18 protein-coding genes and 1 pseudogene are annotated in these 18,117 nt (G+C 33.9%); 6 read left to right on the top strand and 13 right to left on the bottom strand.

Annotated features, from left to right (window positions below):
- Position 1: 1 nt before the first annotated feature.
- Positions 2-313: an arsenite efflux transporter metallochaperone ArsD-related protein gene (arsD2, locus tag BUB96_RS03630; protein WP_003744430.1), complete on the bottom strand. Its 312-nt coding sequence runs from the start codon at positions 311-313 to the stop codon at positions 2-4.
- Between the two features lie 267 nt (positions 314-580).
- Here arsD2 and BUB96_RS03635 point away from each other — a divergent pair, with 267 nt between their 5' ends.
- The 5 genes from BUB96_RS03635 to BUB96_RS03655 all read left to right on the top strand — a co-directional run bounded on the left by BUB96_RS03635 (position 581) and on the right by BUB96_RS03655 (position 3,825).
- A complete protein-coding gene (locus BUB96_RS03635; RefSeq protein WP_073296592.1) occupies positions 581-1,039 on the top strand; it encodes a hypothetical protein in 459 nt (152 codons plus the stop codon).
- 17 nt (positions 1,040-1,056) lie between these two features.
- The gene (locus BUB96_RS03640; protein ID WP_002415733.1) at positions 1,057-1,461 is read left to right on the top strand and encodes a sigma-70 family RNA polymerase sigma factor; all 405 of its coding nucleotides are present in this window, start codon (positions 1,057-1,059) and stop codon (positions 1,459-1,461) included.
- Between the two features lie 65 nt (positions 1,462-1,526).
- Positions 1,527-1,727 carry a helix-turn-helix domain-containing protein gene (locus tag BUB96_RS03645; RefSeq protein WP_002372173.1) on the top strand — a complete coding sequence of 67 codons (201 nt, stop codon included), beginning with the start codon at positions 1,527-1,529 and terminating at the stop codon, positions 1,725-1,727.
- Positions 1,728-2,348: 621 nt separating this feature from the next.
- Positions 2,349-2,555 carry a hypothetical protein gene (locus BUB96_RS03650; RefSeq protein ID WP_002367045.1) on the top strand — a complete coding sequence of 69 codons (207 nt, stop codon included), beginning with the start codon at positions 2,349-2,351 and terminating at the stop codon, positions 2,553-2,555.
- 79 nt (positions 2,556-2,634) lie between these two features.
- Positions 2,635-3,825, top strand: coding sequence for a site-specific integrase (locus BUB96_RS03655; protein WP_010783803.1), 1,191 nt, complete (start codon positions 2,635-2,637; stop codon positions 3,823-3,825).
- Positions 3,826-3,922: 97 nt separating this feature from the next.
- Here the strand turns inward: BUB96_RS03655 and sufB are convergent, their stop codons facing one another.
- The 10 genes and pseudogenes from sufB to BUB96_RS10660 form a co-directional block, all read right to left on the bottom strand.
- Positions 3,923-5,320, bottom strand: a complete 1,398-nt coding sequence (sufB, locus tag BUB96_RS03660; protein WP_073296595.1) for a Fe-S cluster assembly protein SufB — start codon at positions 5,318-5,320, stop codon at positions 3,923-3,925.
- Between the two features lie 56 nt (positions 5,321-5,376).
- The gene (sufU, locus tag BUB96_RS03665; protein WP_073296599.1) at positions 5,377-5,811 is read right to left on the bottom strand and encodes a Fe-S cluster assembly sulfur transfer protein SufU; all 435 of its coding nucleotides are present in this window, start codon (positions 5,809-5,811) and stop codon (positions 5,377-5,379) included.
- Positions 5,808-7,034: a cysteine desulfurase gene (locus BUB96_RS03670; RefSeq protein WP_073296602.1), complete on the bottom strand. Its 1,227-nt coding sequence runs from the start codon at positions 7,032-7,034 to the stop codon at positions 5,808-5,810. Before BUB96_RS03670 ends, sufU begins: the two co-directional genes overlap by 4 nt.
- Positions 7,024-8,247, bottom strand: a complete 1,224-nt coding sequence (gene sufD, locus BUB96_RS03675) for a Fe-S cluster assembly protein SufD (RefSeq protein WP_073296605.1) — start codon at positions 8,245-8,247, stop codon at positions 7,024-7,026. The genes BUB96_RS03670 and sufD overlap by 11 nt, the downstream gene beginning before the upstream one ends.
- Before the next feature lie 10 nt (positions 8,248-8,257).
- Complete coding sequence (gene sufC, locus BUB96_RS03680; RefSeq protein WP_073296609.1) at positions 8,258-9,028, bottom strand: Fe-S cluster assembly ATPase SufC; 771 nt, start codon at positions 9,026-9,028, stop codon at positions 8,258-8,260.
- A 48-nt stretch (positions 9,029-9,076) separates the two neighbouring features.
- Positions 9,077-10,027, bottom strand: a complete 951-nt coding sequence (locus BUB96_RS03685) for a siderophore ABC transporter substrate-binding protein (protein ID WP_073296611.1) — start codon at positions 10,025-10,027, stop codon at positions 9,077-9,079.
- 18 nt (positions 10,028-10,045) lie between these two features.
- Positions 10,046-10,870, bottom strand: coding sequence for an iron ABC transporter ATP-binding protein (locus BUB96_RS03690; protein WP_073296613.1), 825 nt, complete (start codon positions 10,868-10,870; stop codon positions 10,046-10,048).
- Between the two features lie 4 nt (positions 10,871-10,874).
- The gene (locus BUB96_RS10525; protein ID WP_234945791.1) at positions 10,875-11,102 is read right to left on the bottom strand and encodes an iron chelate uptake ABC transporter family permease subunit; all 228 of its coding nucleotides are present in this window, start codon (positions 11,100-11,102) and stop codon (positions 10,875-10,877) included.
- Positions 11,041-11,832: an iron chelate uptake ABC transporter family permease subunit gene (locus tag BUB96_RS03695; protein WP_234945789.1), complete on the bottom strand. Its 792-nt coding sequence runs from the start codon at positions 11,830-11,832 to the stop codon at positions 11,041-11,043. Before BUB96_RS03695 ends, BUB96_RS10525 begins: the two co-directional genes overlap by 62 nt.
- Positions 11,822-12,822, bottom strand: a pseudogene (locus BUB96_RS10660) (ABC transporter permease). The gene BUB96_RS03695 and the pseudogene BUB96_RS10660 overlap by 11 nt, the downstream one beginning before the upstream one ends.
- 347 nt (positions 12,823-13,169) lie before the next feature.
- On the opposite strand from BUB96_RS10660, the gene BUB96_RS03705 reads away from it, so the two are divergent.
- Positions 13,170-16,625, top strand: a complete 3,456-nt coding sequence (locus tag BUB96_RS03705; RefSeq protein ID WP_073296615.1) for a pyruvate carboxylase — start codon at positions 13,170-13,172, stop codon at positions 16,623-16,625.
- 76 nt (positions 16,626-16,701) lie between these two features.
- Here the strand turns inward: BUB96_RS03705 and nth are convergent, their stop codons facing one another.
- Positions 16,702-17,349: an endonuclease III gene (nth, locus tag BUB96_RS03710; RefSeq protein WP_073296617.1), complete on the bottom strand. Its 648-nt coding sequence runs from the start codon at positions 17,347-17,349 to the stop codon at positions 16,702-16,704.
- A gap of 16 nt (positions 17,350-17,365) precedes the next feature.
- On the bottom strand, positions 17,366-18,085 hold the full coding sequence (locus BUB96_RS03715) for a DnaD domain-containing protein (protein WP_073296620.1): 720 nt from the start codon (positions 18,083-18,085) through the stop codon (positions 17,366-17,368).
- Positions 18,086-18,117 lie beyond the last annotated feature (32 nt).

Raw genomic sequence — 18,117 nt, forward strand, 5'->3', positions numbered from 1 at the left:
TTTATTCATTTACACCTGTAAAATTTTCAAATTCTTTTAATGAGGGATAGGCACCAAACTTTTTTACCTCTCCATCCACAATGGTTATCGGTAAGACACTAATGCCATTTTTATCTATTAATGATTTGACTTCCTCATTTTCCAAAAATACATTTGGTTCAATTGTTAAGCTATGACGCTCCACTTCGTAATTTGTTTCTCGTTGAATTTTCTGTAATGTTGGGCTCAAATATAATAGATTTTTATTTACTTCTGCTCCTGTCATCTTGATACCACAACACATCTCTGACTCAAATAAAACTAATGATTTCATTTTATCCCTTCCTCAACCACATAGATGCACATCTATGTGATGCTCAAAAAAATAAGGAGATTGTCTCCCTTAAGACTACTGTTTATTTTTATACTTTTTTGATATCAACTAAGTCTTTTCATTTCAATACGCCTCACCCTTTCATATAGACGGACATCTATGTATAATATAGATGAGAATCTATGTGTTGTCAATATATAATATTTGTTGCTTTTTCCATTAGGTATTTCAATTTATTGTTGAATACCTAATTTGAAAGGAGAAAACATGAATATTTCAGAAGAAAAAAAAGTCATTTACCATCTTATGCAAGCAGTTATGACTGAAAGACGACAACTAACTGAACAATATTTTGACTTAAAAGAGCGATTAAATGAGCTTAGTCAAACTAACACGAATGTTCACGAAAATAATGAATATTCGACAATGAGACAAAATCATATTAAAAAAGAAGATATTGAGAACGCTAAGTACTTATTAGCAAAAAAAGAAGGAAAATCCTACCTTCCTTACTCAAAAATAGCATTACAAATTTCTCATCTTCTTAAAAGTCATGGTGTGCCACTAAGTAATAAACAAATATATGAAAAATTGATTAATGATTTTCAACTATCTATCAACTACTCAAATTTGACGAACAATATTTTACCAAGAATGAATTCAGATTCTTCTATAAACGTCGAGAAAGTGACTCGAGGTTACTGGCAGTATAAATTAAATAATTAGTAAAGGATGATTCAATCATGAAATCAGAAGTTGAAGTTAACTATTTATTTGTTAGTTATGTACAGCAATCTATTAAAAATTCTGCCAGTGCTTGCCTAAAAAAGAAACAAAAATATTCTCATACCTACTTTCCAACTGATTCATTAGAAGATATTATGAGAAGCAGTATATCCGAATCTTATTTATCTCTTGATTTTATCTCAGAATCTGAAATTATGAATCTAGAAAATTTCGCTGAGAACGAAGCGCTATCTAGGGCTATTGAACAACTAAACTTCAAAGAAAAAAAACTACTTTATGAAAAATATATTCAATGTAAAACAGATAGTGAAATTGCCCGAATTTTTGATATCAGCCGTCAAGGAGTCTCTATATTCAGAAAAAGATTATTAAAAAAACTTGAGGTATTTTTAAAAAGATAATCAATGGTGTAACAATCGTGCTCCCCCTTCCTTCTTTCACCTAACATTAAGGAAGGGGGGATATAATGAAAAATTTCTTACCACTAATTGAACAAGCCAAAAAAGGGGATGAACAAGCTATGGAATTGTTACTTAAAGATTTCAAGCCCTTGCTAATTAAAGAAGCATCCAGACAAGGCTATTTGGATGAAGATTGCTTTCAAAACTTAACTGAAACTTTTATAAAAATAGTCCGCAATTTTGATCCAGAAAAATACCTTGGTTAAATTAGAGAGACAGGCTACTTTGCCTGTCTCTTTTCTATCTTTTTTGAAAAAAATCAGAATTATGTTGCTTTTATTTCTTCTTTTTCCAATTTACTTATAGAAACATTGTTCTTTGATAATTGAATAATCTTCTATCAAATACGTTTTCTTTGTATTGAGCAACGCTTGAAAAGCGCCATGACCGTGTATTTTATTGCGAGCGATTTTTTTCAAGCAAAGTAGACTTGTCACCTACTGCCACGACATGCAAAGAATATAATGATACTTCTGTAAAGCTCGCCATAAACTGGGGAGAGGTGAAACTCCTATGATATCTTTTGACAAAAGATAATTTGATAGAAGAAAAGAGACAAATTTACAGATAACTATTTAAGATATTGAAGCTTAAACACATATTTATATTTATCCAATTTATAAAATCAAAACGATATTTGTAAGAAGTAAGATTTTAACTCATCAATATTTTTCTAGGAAATGGGAGCTGGAAGTCTTATAATCAATATACAGTATTTGCTTCTAGCTCGCATCCCTTGAAACATATACTATATCTGAAAGAAAGGTTGAATAAAATTTTATTGATTAATTTTGAATATTCTATTAGTCTCAGAAAGGAAATTGCCTATGAATACTCCTGATAAAGTACCTTTGATTCTTGGTAGATATGTGAACCAACAAACCTTAATGAAAGAGCTGCATATTGGTTTCGACACGTTAAAAATGCTTCATCTAAACGGTTTAGAAGCGGTTATTATCGGGAGACAACATTTATATGACCTAGAAGACTTAAAGAACGTTTTAAATCAATTAAAAAGCGCTGAACATCAATAGGGAATAAAAACGAATATTAAAATCTTACAAACAACAAAATATCCTAATCCAAATAATGAATTAGGAAGGAAGATTTTATATGTCAGTATCTTTTAAACAATACACTAAGTATAATCAAAAGCTTTGGAAATTCCAATGTTACCTTGGAAAAACGGAATTTGGTGAAGAAGTACGCACTACTAGAAGTGGTTTCCAAACAAAAAAAGAAGCCCAGCAAACTTATCGACAGTTACAACTTGATTTTGATAAAAATAAGTTAAAGATGAATGGTAATATTACGTTTAAAGAGCTTTATGAAGAATTTATTGAACAATATCGTTTAAAAGTAAAACCATCTACTATCATGATAACAAGAAGAGCAATTGAAGATCATGCACTTGAATACTTCGGAAATAAAATGCTTAAAGACATTTCAGTCCGATTTTGTACTCAAGTCAATCGTCGCTGGATAAGAGATGGTTATAAGCAAGCTTATTATTTCCGTAGGGCTGTTGCTCAAATTTTACAATATGGTGTTCAACAGGAATTGATTCTTGAAAATCCCATGCGTAAAACTGAACCAATCAAACGTCAAGAAATTGATGAACATTTAGTCGCTACAGAAACAATGACTGTTTATACACCAAAAGAATTAGCTATTTTCTTGGAGTCTTGTAAAAAGCATGGCAACATGAAAATCGAAACTTATTTTCGTGTTTTAGCCTATACTGGTGCAAGAAAATCTGAAATACTTGCCTTAGAATGGAACGATATTAATTTTGATAGTAACAAATTAACGATCAGTAAAACATTGGCAGAAGTTGAGTACGATCCAAAATCTAAAAAAACTAAAGTAGCCAGTCAAAGCGCCAAAACAAATGCCGGTAAAAGGACTATTTCAATTGATTTAGAAACGATGGCTATGTTACAGGAATGGCGAACTAGACAGCAGTTTGAGTTTAAGGTTTTGGGAATTAGAGCAACGAATAAGCATCAGCTAGTCTTCCCTAATAAAGATAATCATTTTTGTCGCCCCGGTCAGCCAAATGACTGGTATGATGTCATAGCGACTAAGTACAACTTAAAACGAATTACACTTCATGAATTTAGAAAAACACATGTCTCTCTTTGTGCAATGGCTGATATGAACTTAGAGGATATTATGTACCGAGTTGGTCATAAAGATTCTAAAATGACTCGTCAGGTCTATAACTACTTCTATCCTGAACGTGAAGAACGCAGTGCAGATCAATTCGCACAATTCATTGAAAAAGAGAAATATTTATTTTAATCGCTGTTGTAGTTAGTTTTGTAGTTAGTTTGCTTTTACGAAAAAAAGAAGCACCAGAAGCATTGATAAATCAACGTTTCTAGTGCTAAAATTGGCTTTAGCCAACACTGCCTTCCATTTGAAAACTGATGAGGCGATTTAATTCGACAGCATATTCCATTGGAAGTTCTTTTGAGATAGGTTCAACAAACCCCATAACAATCATTTCTGTAGCTTCTTGTTCAGTTAGTCCTCGACTCATTAGATAATACAATTGCTCTTCTGATATTTTTGAAACTTTTGCTTCGTGTTCTAAATTTACGTGCGAGTTATGAATTTCATTATAAGGAATAGTATCGGATGTTGATTTACCATCTAAAATAATAGTGTCACATTCAATATGAGAATCGGAATATTTCGCATTTTCAGCCACGTATACTTGCCCTCGATAATCTACAGCTCCTCCTTCGCGTGCAATTGATTTTGAAACAATGGTACTAGAGGTATTGGGAGCTAAATGATATATTTTTGTTCCTGTATCTTGTATTTGTCCAGATCCTGCCATGGCCATAGTCGTTACAGTACCTTTTGAGCCTTCTCCTTTTAAAAAGATGCTTGGGTATTTCATCGTCGTTTTTGCACCAATATTTCCATCTACCCATTCAACTGTAGCACCTTCTTCAGCCACTGCTCGTTTCGTTACTAAGTTGTAGACATTGTCCGACCAATTTTGAATCGTTGTGTATCTACAATAGGCATCCTTTTTCACAATAATTTCTACTGTTGCAGCGTGCAATGAGCTTGCAGAAAACGTTGGTGCTGTACAACCTTCAACGTAATGAACACTTGCTCCTTCATCCACTACAATTAATGTCCGTTCGAATTGTCCCATCGCTTCTTCATTAATACGGAAATACATTTGAATAGGGACTTCAACTTTTACATTCTTAGGTACATAAATAAAAGTCCCGCCAGACCAAACAGCAGCATTTAAAGCTGCTAATTTATTATCCTCGTAAGGCACAACCGTTCCAAAATATTCTTTGAAAATCTCTGGATATTCTTGTAATGCGGTATCGGTATCCATAAAAATAATCCCAAGTTTTTCAAATTCCTTTTTCATATTATGGTATACAACTTCTGACTCGTACTGAGCTCCGGTCCCAGCAAGATAAGCACGTTCAGCTTCTGGGACTCCTAAACGATCAAAGGTTTCTTTTATTTGGTCAGGGACATCCTCCCAGGTACGAGCTGGCCCGTCTGATGTTGTTCGATAAAATGTATAATTGTCAAAATCAAGTTCTGATAAGTCTGCTCCCCAAGTAGGCATTGGGCGTTTTAAAAAATGTTCATAAGCTTTTAGGCGATATTCTAGCATCCATGTTGGTTCATTTTTTCTAGATGAAATATCTCGTACAATTTCTTCCGTTAATCCCTTACCTGTATCGTACAAAGATTTTACATCATCATGAAACCCGTATTGATATTCACCTCTGGTTGGTACATTTTCATGCATATTCTTTTGCCTCTCCTTCTATTAAAAACTAGGTTTTATTCCTTAATTAAAAAAGTTCATTCATATTCTTCCAACCCTTGCTCTAGCGCGTGCCAAGAAAGGGTCGCACAACGAATTCTTGTTGGAAATTTTGAGACGCCTTCTAAATAGACTGCATCTTTCAAGGATTCTGTATCAATGTCTTCATTTCCTTGAACTAATTGATAAAATGTTTCTATTAAATTATTTACTTCGTTCAATGTTTTCCCCTGCATGAGTTCCGACATCATGCTAGCGCTGGCCATTGAGATTGCACAGCCTTGGCCTTCAAAACAGACTTCTGTAAGGATATCACCATCTAGTTTAAATTGAACAACAATCAAATCACCACAGGAAGGATTAAAAAGTTCAATTTCTCCTGTCGCATCCGCTAAGCTTTTTTTGTTACTTGGGTTATTGGAATGTTCCTTAATCAATGTTTTATAAAGCATCTCTAATCGTTTACTTCTCATGAGATAAAAAACTCCTTTGCTTTTTCTAAAGCTTGGATTAATTGATCTACTTCTTCTTTTGTATTATAAAAATATAAACTGATTCGAGAAGTGGCTACGACATCTAACTGACGCATTAATAACTGTCCACAATGGTGTCCTGCTCGGATAGCAATGCCTTCTAAATCAAGTGCTGTCGCTAAATCATGCGGATGGATTCCCTGTAAATTAAAGGAAACAACACCGGAATGATCTTGTAAATTTCTTGGCCCATAAATTTCCAATCCATCAATTTTTATTAACTTTTTATAGAGATAAACCAATAAATCTTCTTCATGCTTTTTAATGTTTTCCATCCCAATGGCTTCCAAATAATCAATTGCTGCACCCAATCCAATAGCTCCTGATATATCTGGCGTACCTGCTTCAAATTTATTCGGTAAACTAGCCCAAGTGCTTTCTTCTTCTTTGACCAGTTCAATCATTTCACCACCAAATTCTGCAGGTTCTAATTTTTCTAGCCACTCTTTTTTTCCATACAGTACTCCTATCCCTGTCGGACCTAACATTTTATGGCCTGAGAATGCATAATAATCGACATTTAATTCTTGCATGTTTACTGGAAAGTGAGGGACAGCTTGTGCTCCATCAACGATTACAATAGCCTTCTTTTCATGTGCTAATTTTGTCATCTCTTGGACGGGATTTATCGTACCTAAAATATTTGAAACATGGGTAAAAGATACAATTTTTGTCTTTTTGTTTAATTTATTTTTGTAATCCTCTAAATTTATTTTTCCATCATCTGTTATATCTACATAAACTAATTTTGCTTTCACTTTCTGAGCTAATTGTTGCCAGGGAATGATATTTGAATGATGTTCCATGTAAGTTAGCAAAATCTCATCGCCTGCTGCTACTTCAGAAGCTAGCATTTGTGCTAAGTGATTTATACTAGCTGTAGTCCCTTTAGTGAAAATAATTTCTTCTTTTTGCCTTGCATGAATGAAATTTGCAACTTTTTGACGAGAGTCTTCATAAACTTGCGTAGCTTCTCCTGAAAGAGTGTGTACACCCCGGTAAACATTCGAGTTGTAATTTTCATAAAAATGACTAATGGCTTGAATGACTTGCTTAGGTTTTTGTGTAGTTGCTGCATTATCCATATAAATTAAGGGCTGATCGTTAACTGTACGATTTAAAATGGGAAAGTCTATGCGTATTTTTTCCCAGTTAGTTGTCATATTGCGCTAACTTCCTTTCAATTGTATCGATTAATTCTTGACGGACTTCTGAAAGAGAGATTTCTTTTAAGACATTTCCTAAAAAGCCTCGGATAATTAATTTCTCCGCTTGTTTCCTTTCAAGTCCTCTACTCATTAAATAATAAAGTTGTTCTTGATTGACTCGACTGATAGAAGCTGCATGACCGGCTTGAACTTCATATTCATCAATCAATAATATCGGATTGGCATCTGCTCGTGCATTATCCGATAGCATGAGAATTCGTGATTCTTGTTGAGCGTCACTATTTTTTGAATTTTTTAATATATGTCCGATTCCATTGAAGGTCAATGTGGATTCATCCAAAGTAACTCCATGTTGAAAAATATTTCCAAGACTATAGCTACCTATATTAGTGACGTTAACATTCACCCCTTGTACTTGATCACCATGGGTTATTGCTACAGTCTTAACATCGGAAGTAGAACCTTGTCCCTCTAAATTAACATGAATATCTTCTATAACATCCCCATTATTCATTACTCCTAAAGCCCAATGAATCTCTGCGTCTCTCCCCGTTCTGCCTGTTCTTTGGATAAACGCTTGTGTGTTCTCTCCAAACTGATCTAGAGAAGAATATTGAACTTTTGCTCCATCTTCAGCAATTACTTGTATCTGTATATTGGCAATCGCTTCTTTATCATTTTCTATACTGGAATACTTGTCCATAATTTCTACAGAAGAGTTCGCTCCTGCATAAATCAATACTTGTCGATTGATTGTCTTTTCTAATTGGTTATTTTGTAAAAAAGATAGTTCCAAAGGTTCTTTCACTTGAATGTTGTCTGGAATATATACAAAGAGACCATCCGTTAAAAAAGCCATTGTAAAAGCATCAAATAAATGCTCAAAATGAATAAAATTAGTTTTTTGATAAATTGTTTTAAATAATTCTGGTTGTTCTAAAAAAGCTTGTTTAAAATCTAAGACTAAAACATCTTTCTCATTAACCGAATGACTAGGACTGTTTGATACCGTTTGTGACTGAATAGTTGGGACTTGCCATAAATTCCAGGCTGCATAGTTTAAACGTTCTATTTTCGGAGGTTCTAGTTTATCTGTTGATTGAAGAGCTTCAAATCGATAATTAAGAAACCATTCTGGTTCATTTAAATTTTGAGAGAGGTGTTTGACTGTATTTCGGTATGGACTAAAAGAATCAGTTTTTCTCATTTTCTCTCTCCTATTCATTAATCTCAATATCCAATTCTAGTTCTTGAATTAGACCTTTGTACCCTTCTTTTTCAAGTTGCTTTGCCAAAGAGGCATCTCCACTCTTTACAATATGACCATCCATGACAATATGCACAAAATCTGGGGTAACGAAATTTAATAATCTTTGATAATGTGTAATGATAATGGAACCAAAGTCCTCTCCACGCATCGCGTTAATGCCATTTGAAACAACTTGCAAAGCATCAATATCTAATCCTGAATCAATTTCATCTAAGATAGCCATTTTTGGCTCAATCATTAACAGCTGAAGAATTTCATTCCGTTTTTTCTCTCCACCAGAAAAGCCTTCATTTAAATATCGTTCAGCCATTTCTTCTGGCATATCTAAAAGAGCCATTTTTTCATCAAGCTTTTCAATAAAATCTCGAATTCCTATCTTATCATGTTCTTCGCGTTGGGCATTGATAGCTGCTCTTAAAAACTCTACGTTGGTTATACCAGGAATTTCACTTGGATATTGAACAGCTAGAAATAAGCCAGCACGCGCTCTTTCATCCACATCTAAATCTAAAATATTTAAATCATCAAGCCAAATTTCTCCTTCTGTGATTTCGTATGAAGGATGGCCCATTACTGCTGCTGCTAAAGTAGATTTCCCTGTTCCGTTTGGCCCCATAATGGCATGGATTTCGCCTGTATTTACTGTTAAGTTAAATCCTTTTAATATTTCTTTATCCTCAATCGATACATGTAAATTACTTATTTTTAATGTTGTCACTATTCATCCCTCTTATTCTATTTAAATAAATGATTTTCCAATTATAGGTTATTCAAATGCGGTTCCAACGTCTGTAATCATTTGTCGATAAGCCTGTACACCACCATTGCTTAAATACCAAGCATCAGGCGTTAAGTAAATGATTTGGTGATTTTTATAAGCTTTTGTTTCTTCGATTAATGGATTTTCTTCAAAGCTTGAAGAAGGAATCGAAGTGTCTGTATTATCTGAGATAGCTGCTGTGCGATCTAAAACAAAAATAACGTCTGGATTTTTTTGTATTAAATATTCATAAGAAATTTCCATCCCATGTTTTGAAGCTTCAATGGAATCATCCGCAGGTTCAAATCCAAAGTCCTCATAAACATGATTAAATCTCGAATCCTTGCCAAACACAGATAAAGATCCTTCGTTATACATCAGCATTAAAGCTGTCAGTTCAGATTTTTCAGCCGTTTGTGCTAATTTATTTTTCTCGTTTTCTATTTCATCTAAAATAATCTGTGCTTCTTTTTCTTTCTCAAATATTTTCGATAATTCTAAAAAGTTATAAGTTATAGATTCAAAAGTAGAAGTTTTTGTTAGTGAAAAATCTAAAGTAGGAATAAATTTTACTAATTCTTCGAAGCTCGAAGCAGATCGTGTAGCTACTATTGCTAACTCTGGTTCAGTGGCCATCGCAACTTCTAAATCTATTTCGTGTAAGGTGCCTGCAACGTCAATCTCACTATATTTATTTAAATATTGAGGTAGATGAGAAGATGCGGTCGCAATGACTCTATCCCCTAATTCTAAGGCATCCATATTATCAATTTGTGCAGGATCAAAAACAGCGACTTTTTGAGGATTGTGTGGAACCTTTACAGTATGCGCTGCTGCATCCATTATTTCAATTGTCTTTTTATTTTCATCCCCTGCTTTGCTCCCCGCAGTATTTGTACAACCTGCTGTTATTGTAAAAATAAGGATTAAACTTATGATTCCTTTTATTTTTCTCAATTTTTCACTCCTATAACCTTATTGATTGACCGCTTTTTTGACTTCATTTAGTTCATGAACCTTGTGGTTAAAGAACTGTTTTCGATCTTGATAATAAAGACAATAATTTTGTTGATTATGTTTGATAATCTCTACATCCATATCAAACAACTCATCAATAACTGGTTTTTGGATAACTTGAGTACTTACGTCATCTATAAATTTTTCTCCATCCTTAAAACCAACAATTCGATCGGCATAGGCTGCTGCAAAATTAATATCATGTAAAACGATAATAACGGTACGTCCCATTTCATCGACTAAATCTCTTAAAATATTCATAATCTGAACTCCATACTTCATATCCAGATTATTTAATGGCTCATCTAATAAAATATAATCTGTATCTTGACATAATACCATCCCAATAAAATCTCGCTGTAGCTGACCACCTGACAAATCGTTTAAATAGGTGTATTCATATTCTTCCATTCCTAAATACTTTAAAGAATGTTTGATTAATTGCTTACACTTTGGACCAATTTTTCCTTTCATATGAGGAAAGCGACCGAAAGCTAAGAGCTCACGAACAGTAATTTGAGCGGTCATTGTATTTTTTTGCTTTAAAATAGCCAATCTTTTAGCTAAATCATTTCGGTTCCAATGAGATAAATCTTTGCCATCAATTAAAATTTTACCTCCATCAACAGGAGTTAAACGACCAATCATGTTCAAAAAAGTCGTTTTCCCTGCACCATTGGGACCGATGAGTGCCGTTAACTTCCCCTTCTCTATAGTTAATGAGAGATCTTTGATTATGGGAGTATTCCCATAATTTTTATGTACATGCTCAACTTGAATCATCTTCTCAAGCCCTTTCTTTCATTAGTAAAAAGACAAAATATAAACCGCCTATAAAATCAATAACCACCCCTAATGTCGTCTGTGTTTGAAAAATATGTTCTACAATCGTTTGCCCACTGACGATAAATAAAAAAGTTATCAAACTTGAACCCACGAATAAAACACGATGCTTATAAGTAGAAAATAAACGATAGGAGACATTTGCACCTAAAAAGCCTAAAAAAACTAACAGGACCTACTAAAGAAGTTGAAATAGCTGTTAAAATACTAATCATCACAAAAAATTTAAGATACTCTTGATCCACTTCAATTCCTAGACTTCTTGCATAATCACGTCCTAAATGAATGACATCTAACACTTTACTCTTTGCAAACAAGTAAAGAATACAAGGAGTAGCCACGAAAAATGTTAAGCCAATTAAATGAACATTAATTTGATTGAAGCTCGTTAAGGTTCTAGATAAGACAACCGTATATTCATTTGGATCAATCACAACTTGTAAAAATTGATTCAAACTATTAACCAAAGTTCCTAACGTCACCCCAAATAACAACATAAGATAAATTTGGTTGGGGAATTTTTTAAAAAACAGGTAAAAGAGTCCTATACTTGCTCCAAGTACTAAAACGGTACTTACAATAAAATTGACTATTGAGTTCGTGTTTATGATGGAGTGGCTGCTAAAATAAAAGACTGAAGCTGTTTGAAAAAAAGTGTATAAAGAATCAATACCAATAATATTCGGTGACAACAAGTGGTTTTCTGTCATCGTTTGAAAAGGAATTGTCGCAAAACTAATACAAATGGCAACGATAAAAAAGGCCATTAATTTTGGGAGACGAAGGTAAAGGGCAAATTCCCAATTTCCTCGAATATTAATGAATAAGTAAAGTGCTCCGCTAATAATACTTAAAAAGATTAGGAGTCCTAAATATAGACTATTTTTCTTTTTATTTGTCATGCCATTCACCCTTCAATAAGAGGTAAATGAACAACGCACTACCAATAATTCCTACGATAACACTTACTGGAATTTCATAAGGGTAAATAATTACTCTGGCTAGAATATCGCTTATTAGTAAAAAAACTGCACCATATACGGTAACGTCCATGATATTCCTTCTGAAATAATCGCCTTTATGTAAGGAAATTAAATTGGGTACCACCAGCCCTATAAAAGGAATATTCCCAACAGTTAATAAGACAACAGCTGTTCCTAAAGAAATGAATAGTATTCCAATCAAAAGAATTCTTTCATAAGCCGCACCTAATTGAATGGCTATATTTTCACCCAAACCAACAATTGAAAAATAATGAGCCCCAATAATCATTCCTAGCATGGAGAGTAAGGATACAAAGATTAATTGATAATTCGCTGAATGAATTAATGAAAAGCTTCCTTGCAACCAGGCATTAACGCTTTGAACAATATCCCACTGCAAGGAAAAATATGTCCCTAAGGAAGATATAATATTTCCAAGCATAATCCCTACTATGGGAACGAGAATTGAATGATTCGCTCGAATGACACGCAATAAACCCAAAAAGATGAAAGTCCCTATTATCGCAAATCCAAAAGAAAATAACGCCGATTAAATATTGATGCTTTGGGAAAAAATAATAAAGAAAGAATAAGACCCAAGCGAGCACTCTGCATAGTTCCTACCGTTGAGGGAGACGTAAATTTATTTTGAGTGAGCTGCTGCATCAATAATCCTGACAGCGATAATGTCGCTCCTGCGATGACTATACTAATCGTTCTAGGTACACGTGTTGTGACCAAGACCTTCCATTCTATAGATTCAGTTTGAAAAAGATGCGAAGGAGATAATTCACTCACTCCCACAAAGATAGAAAATAGACTACCTATTAAAAGAACGATAATTAATATGGCCCATTTTATAAAATATCTTTTCTCTATTTGCTCTTTTCTCTGCACTTTAAAAGTCACCTTTTCATTCTCAATCGATTCTCAATAAGATTATACATCAATTCACAAGGTTTTTGAACTTATTTCTCAATCTTTCTATTAATCTCTAAAGAATTAAGTTTTAATGTTCTTATTAACGTTGCTATAGTCGCGTTGTTATATAAATGTTTTTCATTATTTTATTATTATTTTGTGTAAAACATAACAAATATGTGGACGCTGTTATGATTTACATAGTAAAATTGCTTTTTATTTTTTAACAAAACTGAAAACAACTTAATTAATTAATGAAAAGTTTTTTTCTTTGCTCTTTTTCGATATAATAGATTTTATAAAGTTTTATATGTGGGAGAAATGGAGATGAGAAAATGAATCAAATACAAAAAGTTTTAGTCGCTAATCGTGGAGAAATTGCTATTCGTATTATGCGAGCTTGTCACGAATTAGGAATCAAAACCGTTGGGATTTATTCTAAGGAAGATATAGGAACCTTGCATCGACAGAAAGCAGATGAATCTTACATAATTGGGGAAGGAAAAAGCCCAACCCAAGCTTATCTAGATATTGAAGGAATTATTGAACTAGCTAAAGAAAAAAATGTGGATGCTATTCACCCTGGCTATGGTTTTTTGAGTGAAAATGAACAATTTGCAAGACGTTGTAAAGAAGAAGGCATTCTTTTTATTGGTCCAGAATTAAAACATTTAGACATGTTTGGCAATAAAACTAGAGCTCGTGAAACTGCTATAGATGCCGGCCTAAATGTTATTCCTGGGACAGACGGAGAAATTTCATCCGTAGAAGATGTCCTTCAATTTGGTCATGAATATGGCTATCCTATCATCATCAAAGCCGTAAGTGGTGGTGGTGGAAAAGGAATGCGTATAGTTCATAACAAAGGTGAAGTGGAAGAGGCCTATGACCGAACGAAGTCTGAGGCCGTCAATTCTTTTGGAAATGATGCCCTCTATGTTGAAAAATATATTGATCAACCTAAACATATTGAAGTTCAAATTTTAGGGGATCAACATGGAAATGTGGTTCATCTTTATGAACGTGACTGCTCTGTTCAAAGACGACATCAAAAAGTCATTGAGGTTGCTCCAGCATATGCCTTATCGAATGCAATGCGCAAAAAATTATGCGATGCAGCTTTACAGTTGATGAAACATGTGGACTATGTGAATGCAGGAACTGTCGAGTTTTTAGTTTCTGGAGATACTTTTTATTTTATTGAAGTGAATCCTCGCGTCCAGGTGGAACATACGATTACTGAAAAAGTAACTGATATAGATATTGTTAAAACACAAATCCTAATTGCAGATGGTGAAAATCTATTTGGAGATACTATCCGCATGCCTGCTCAAGAAGACATTCGTGTAAATGGCTATGCTATTCAGTCTCGGATTACGACGGAGGATCCTTTAAATGATTTTGCTCCAGATACTGGAAAGGTGATTGGTTATCAATCCCCTGGTGGACCTGGTTTGCGTTTAGATGCAGGAAATGCTTTTAGAGGAGCCGTTATTTCCCCCTATTACGATTCTTTATTAGTAAAAATTACGGCAAGTGGTTCGACTATTGATGAAACGATTTCAAAAATGGAGCGAGCCCTTGATGAATTGAAGGTTGCCGGTGTCACTACAAATATTAGTTTCTTGAAAAATATTATACAACACCCTAAATTTTATACAGGGGATTATAATACGACTTTTATTCAAGATTACCCAGAATTATTTGATTTTGTACCACCACGTGATCGTGGGCTTAAGATATTAAAATATATTGCGGATGTTACGGTCAATGGTTTTCCAAGTATAGAATCAAAACAAAAGCCGAAGTTTGAAACCAGAGAGGTTCCAAGTGTAAAAGTCACCAATAAAAAGATAGAGGTTGCACGCAAGCAAACGTTTAAACATCTTTTAGATCAAGAAGGCCCTGATGCTGTATCTAAAGCTGTATTAGAAACTTCAAATGCTCTACTAACCGATACAACTTTGAGAGATGCCCATCAATCTTTATTAACAACGAGATTACGGACTCAAGATATGGTCAAACTTGCGCCTTATATGAACGAAACAATGAAAGACTATTTTTCATTAGAACTTTGGGGCGGTGCGACCTTTGATGTGGCTTATAATTTTTTAAGAGAAAGCCCATGGCACCGATTGGAGGAATTACGTAAACTCATTCCTAATATTCCTTTTCAAATGTTATTGCGTGCTTCCAATGCAGTAGGATATAAAAATTATCCAGATAATGTCATTAAAAAATTCATTCAGACAAGTGCTGAAACAGGAATTGATGTATTTAGAATTTTTGACTCCTTAAACTGGTTAGAAACAATGAAATTACCTATTGAAGAAGCTTTAAAAACTGGAAAAATAGTTGAAGGAACTTTTTGTTATACAGGAGATATTCTAAATCCAGAGCGTTCAGAGATTTATACGCTAGATTATTATGTGAATTTAGCAAAGGAAATTCAAGCACAAGGTGTCCATTTCTTAGGAATTAAAGATATGTCCGGTATATTAAAACCTGAAGCGGCCTACCTTTTGATTAAAGCTTTAAAAGAAGAAATTGATATTCCTATTCATTTGCATTCACATGACACTAGTGGAAATGCTCTTTCTATGTATTCAAGAGCGATTGATGCAGGAGTGGACATTGTAGATACCGCAAATGCTGCGTTAGCCGGTCAAAATGCGCAACCTGATGCGAATGCCTTATATTATACTCGTCAAGGAACTGAGCGTACAGTTGAAGTTGATCTCAAGGCGAATGATAACATGGCTGAGTACTGGAAGCCTACTCGTCAATATTATGCTCCATTTGAAACAGATTTAAAGACCTCTTTTACAGAAGTCTATAATTATGAAATCCCCGGAGGTCAATATAGTAACTTACGTGCGCAAGCAAAATCATTAGGATTAGGCAATCGTTTTGATGAAGTGTTGGATATGTACCGTCGCGTTAATTTATTGTTCGGTGATATTGTTAAAGTTACACCCTCTTCTAAAATTGTTGGAGATATGGCACTCTTCATGGTTCAAAATGACTTAGATGAAAAAGACATTCTTGAAGATGGTATGAAGTTAGATTTCCCAAAATCCGTTCTTTCATTTTTCCAAGGACAAATTGGTCAGCCTGTGGGTGGAATGGATAAAAACCTACAAAAGATCGTCTTAAAAGGACGTGATTTTATTACGGACCGTCCAGGTAATCATATTGAGCCTTATGATTTTGAGCAGGCAGAAGAAGAATTAGAACAATTCGTGCCTAAAAGAGATATTGATGATCAAGTCCTTCTCAGTTATGCATTGTATCCTAAAGTTTATAAAGACTATCTCCGATTTTATGAAGAATACAATAAAATACAGGTGATTGATACTCCTAGCTTTTTCTATGGTTTAGAGCCAAATGAAAAAATTATGATAGAAATCGAGCCCGGAAAATCACTGTTAGTCGAATTAACGAGTGTTGGTCCACTAAGAGAAGGTGGCTTTCGAACGGTTTACTTTGACTTAAATGGTTTACCACAAGAAATTGAAGTAGAAGATCGTAATGTTGAAGGTACCGTTATGGTTCGACAAAAAGCAGACAAAGCAAACCCTAAGCAAGTGGGCGCACAGATGCCTGGTACAGTCGTCAGTATTTCTGTTAAACCAGGTGATCAAGTCAAGCAAAATGATACACTAATCATCACTGAAGCAATGAAAATGGAATCAGCGATCCAAGCGCCTATTGAAGGTATCGTAAAAGCTGTCCATGTCACTGAACAAGAACAAGTTAAAGGAAATGACTTACTGATCGAATTTGAATAGTTTTTTAAAAAATTAGTTTAACGATATACTTGTGTTATAAAAATAAGCTCATATCCAAAAAGGATAGAGCTTATTTTTATTCTATATTTTTTTCAACTATTGCAATACACTCTTCATGATCATGTTTTCTTGCAGGACATTGATAGCGTCCAAAGAAAATTAATCGGTGATGAGCAATTGACCACAATTCTTTTGGCAATTTTTCCATTAATGTGTTTTCCACTTGTATTACAGAAGCTGTTTCATCTACCATTTTAAACTTTTTAGCAATTCGTTCAACGTGTGTATCTACCGCGATCGCCGGTTCATTAAATGCTACACTTCTAACGACATTGGCTGTTTTTCGTCCGACACCCGGTAAGCTTTCTAATTCTTTTCGACTCATAGGCACTTCCCCGTTAAATTCTTCAACGAGCTTAGTTGCCGTATTTTTTATAAATTTTGCTTTATTTCGATATAAACCAATTGTTTTAATCTTATCTTCAATATCTAAAAGATCTGCTTGCATCATAAGTTCTGGAGTGGGATATGCTTCGAAAAGTTTTGGTGTTGCTTTATTCACACCAACATCCGTAGTCTGAGCACTTAAAATAACTGCAATCAATAATTCAAACGTATTTTTATGATTTAACTCTGCTTTAGCTTCTGGAAATATTCTTCCCATTGCTTCGATGACTTTTGTCGTTTCAACAGTATCTAATAATTCTTTCGTTTCTTTAACCAAATGATTACCTCAAATTCTAATTATTATCATTATTATCTTTTAGCCAATTAATCATAGGGACCGGGCCAGAATCCTGTTGATCTTCATCTTTAATGTCATTTGTTTTAGGGGCATCACGATATTTTTTAATCTCTTTATCAACTTGTTCTTTGGTACGAATATTTTTCTTCTCCCAATTAAGTAAAATACGATCAATATATTTAAAGTTATAAACTTGGCTGAGTACAGCTTCTCTTAAAGCTAACTGAATGAGTTCTGGTGAATAGCGATCATTTTCTATCCAAGCCACTAATGTCTCTATTTCTATTGGAGACAAAGGACGACCAAACTCAGATTCAAACATTGAATAAAGATTTTTTTCCTCTATTTCCTCTTTTTCAATAGCTTGATCTGATTTTTCTTGTTTCATTAATATAATGATTCTTTCCCATAACATATTTAATGAGTAAGCATCTTGACTCATACCCTGTTCATCATTAGTTGTTTCAATCGTTAATACTTTCTTTTGAATTAGTTGATGAACTGCTTTGAAAACATTCTGTTCCGTCATATTCATATGTTCTGCTATGTCTTCCATTTTAGGAAAATAATTTCCTTGATCCATATACGATTTTAATTGTAAGATCAAAACGAGTTCATCATTGGATAAATTTAATCTTCGATAATACCTTAATAAGAGTGTCGGCAATACTGTCTGACCTGCATTAATCCAATCTATCGTAAGTTCATTTTCCATAAATGACACTCTACTTTCTTCTATATTTTACC

The sequence above is a fragment of the Atopostipes suicloacalis DSM 15692 genome, from assembly GCF_900129085.1.
Taxonomy (GTDB): domain Bacteria; phylum Bacillota; class Bacilli; order Lactobacillales; family Carnobacteriaceae_A; genus Atopostipes; species Atopostipes suicloacalis.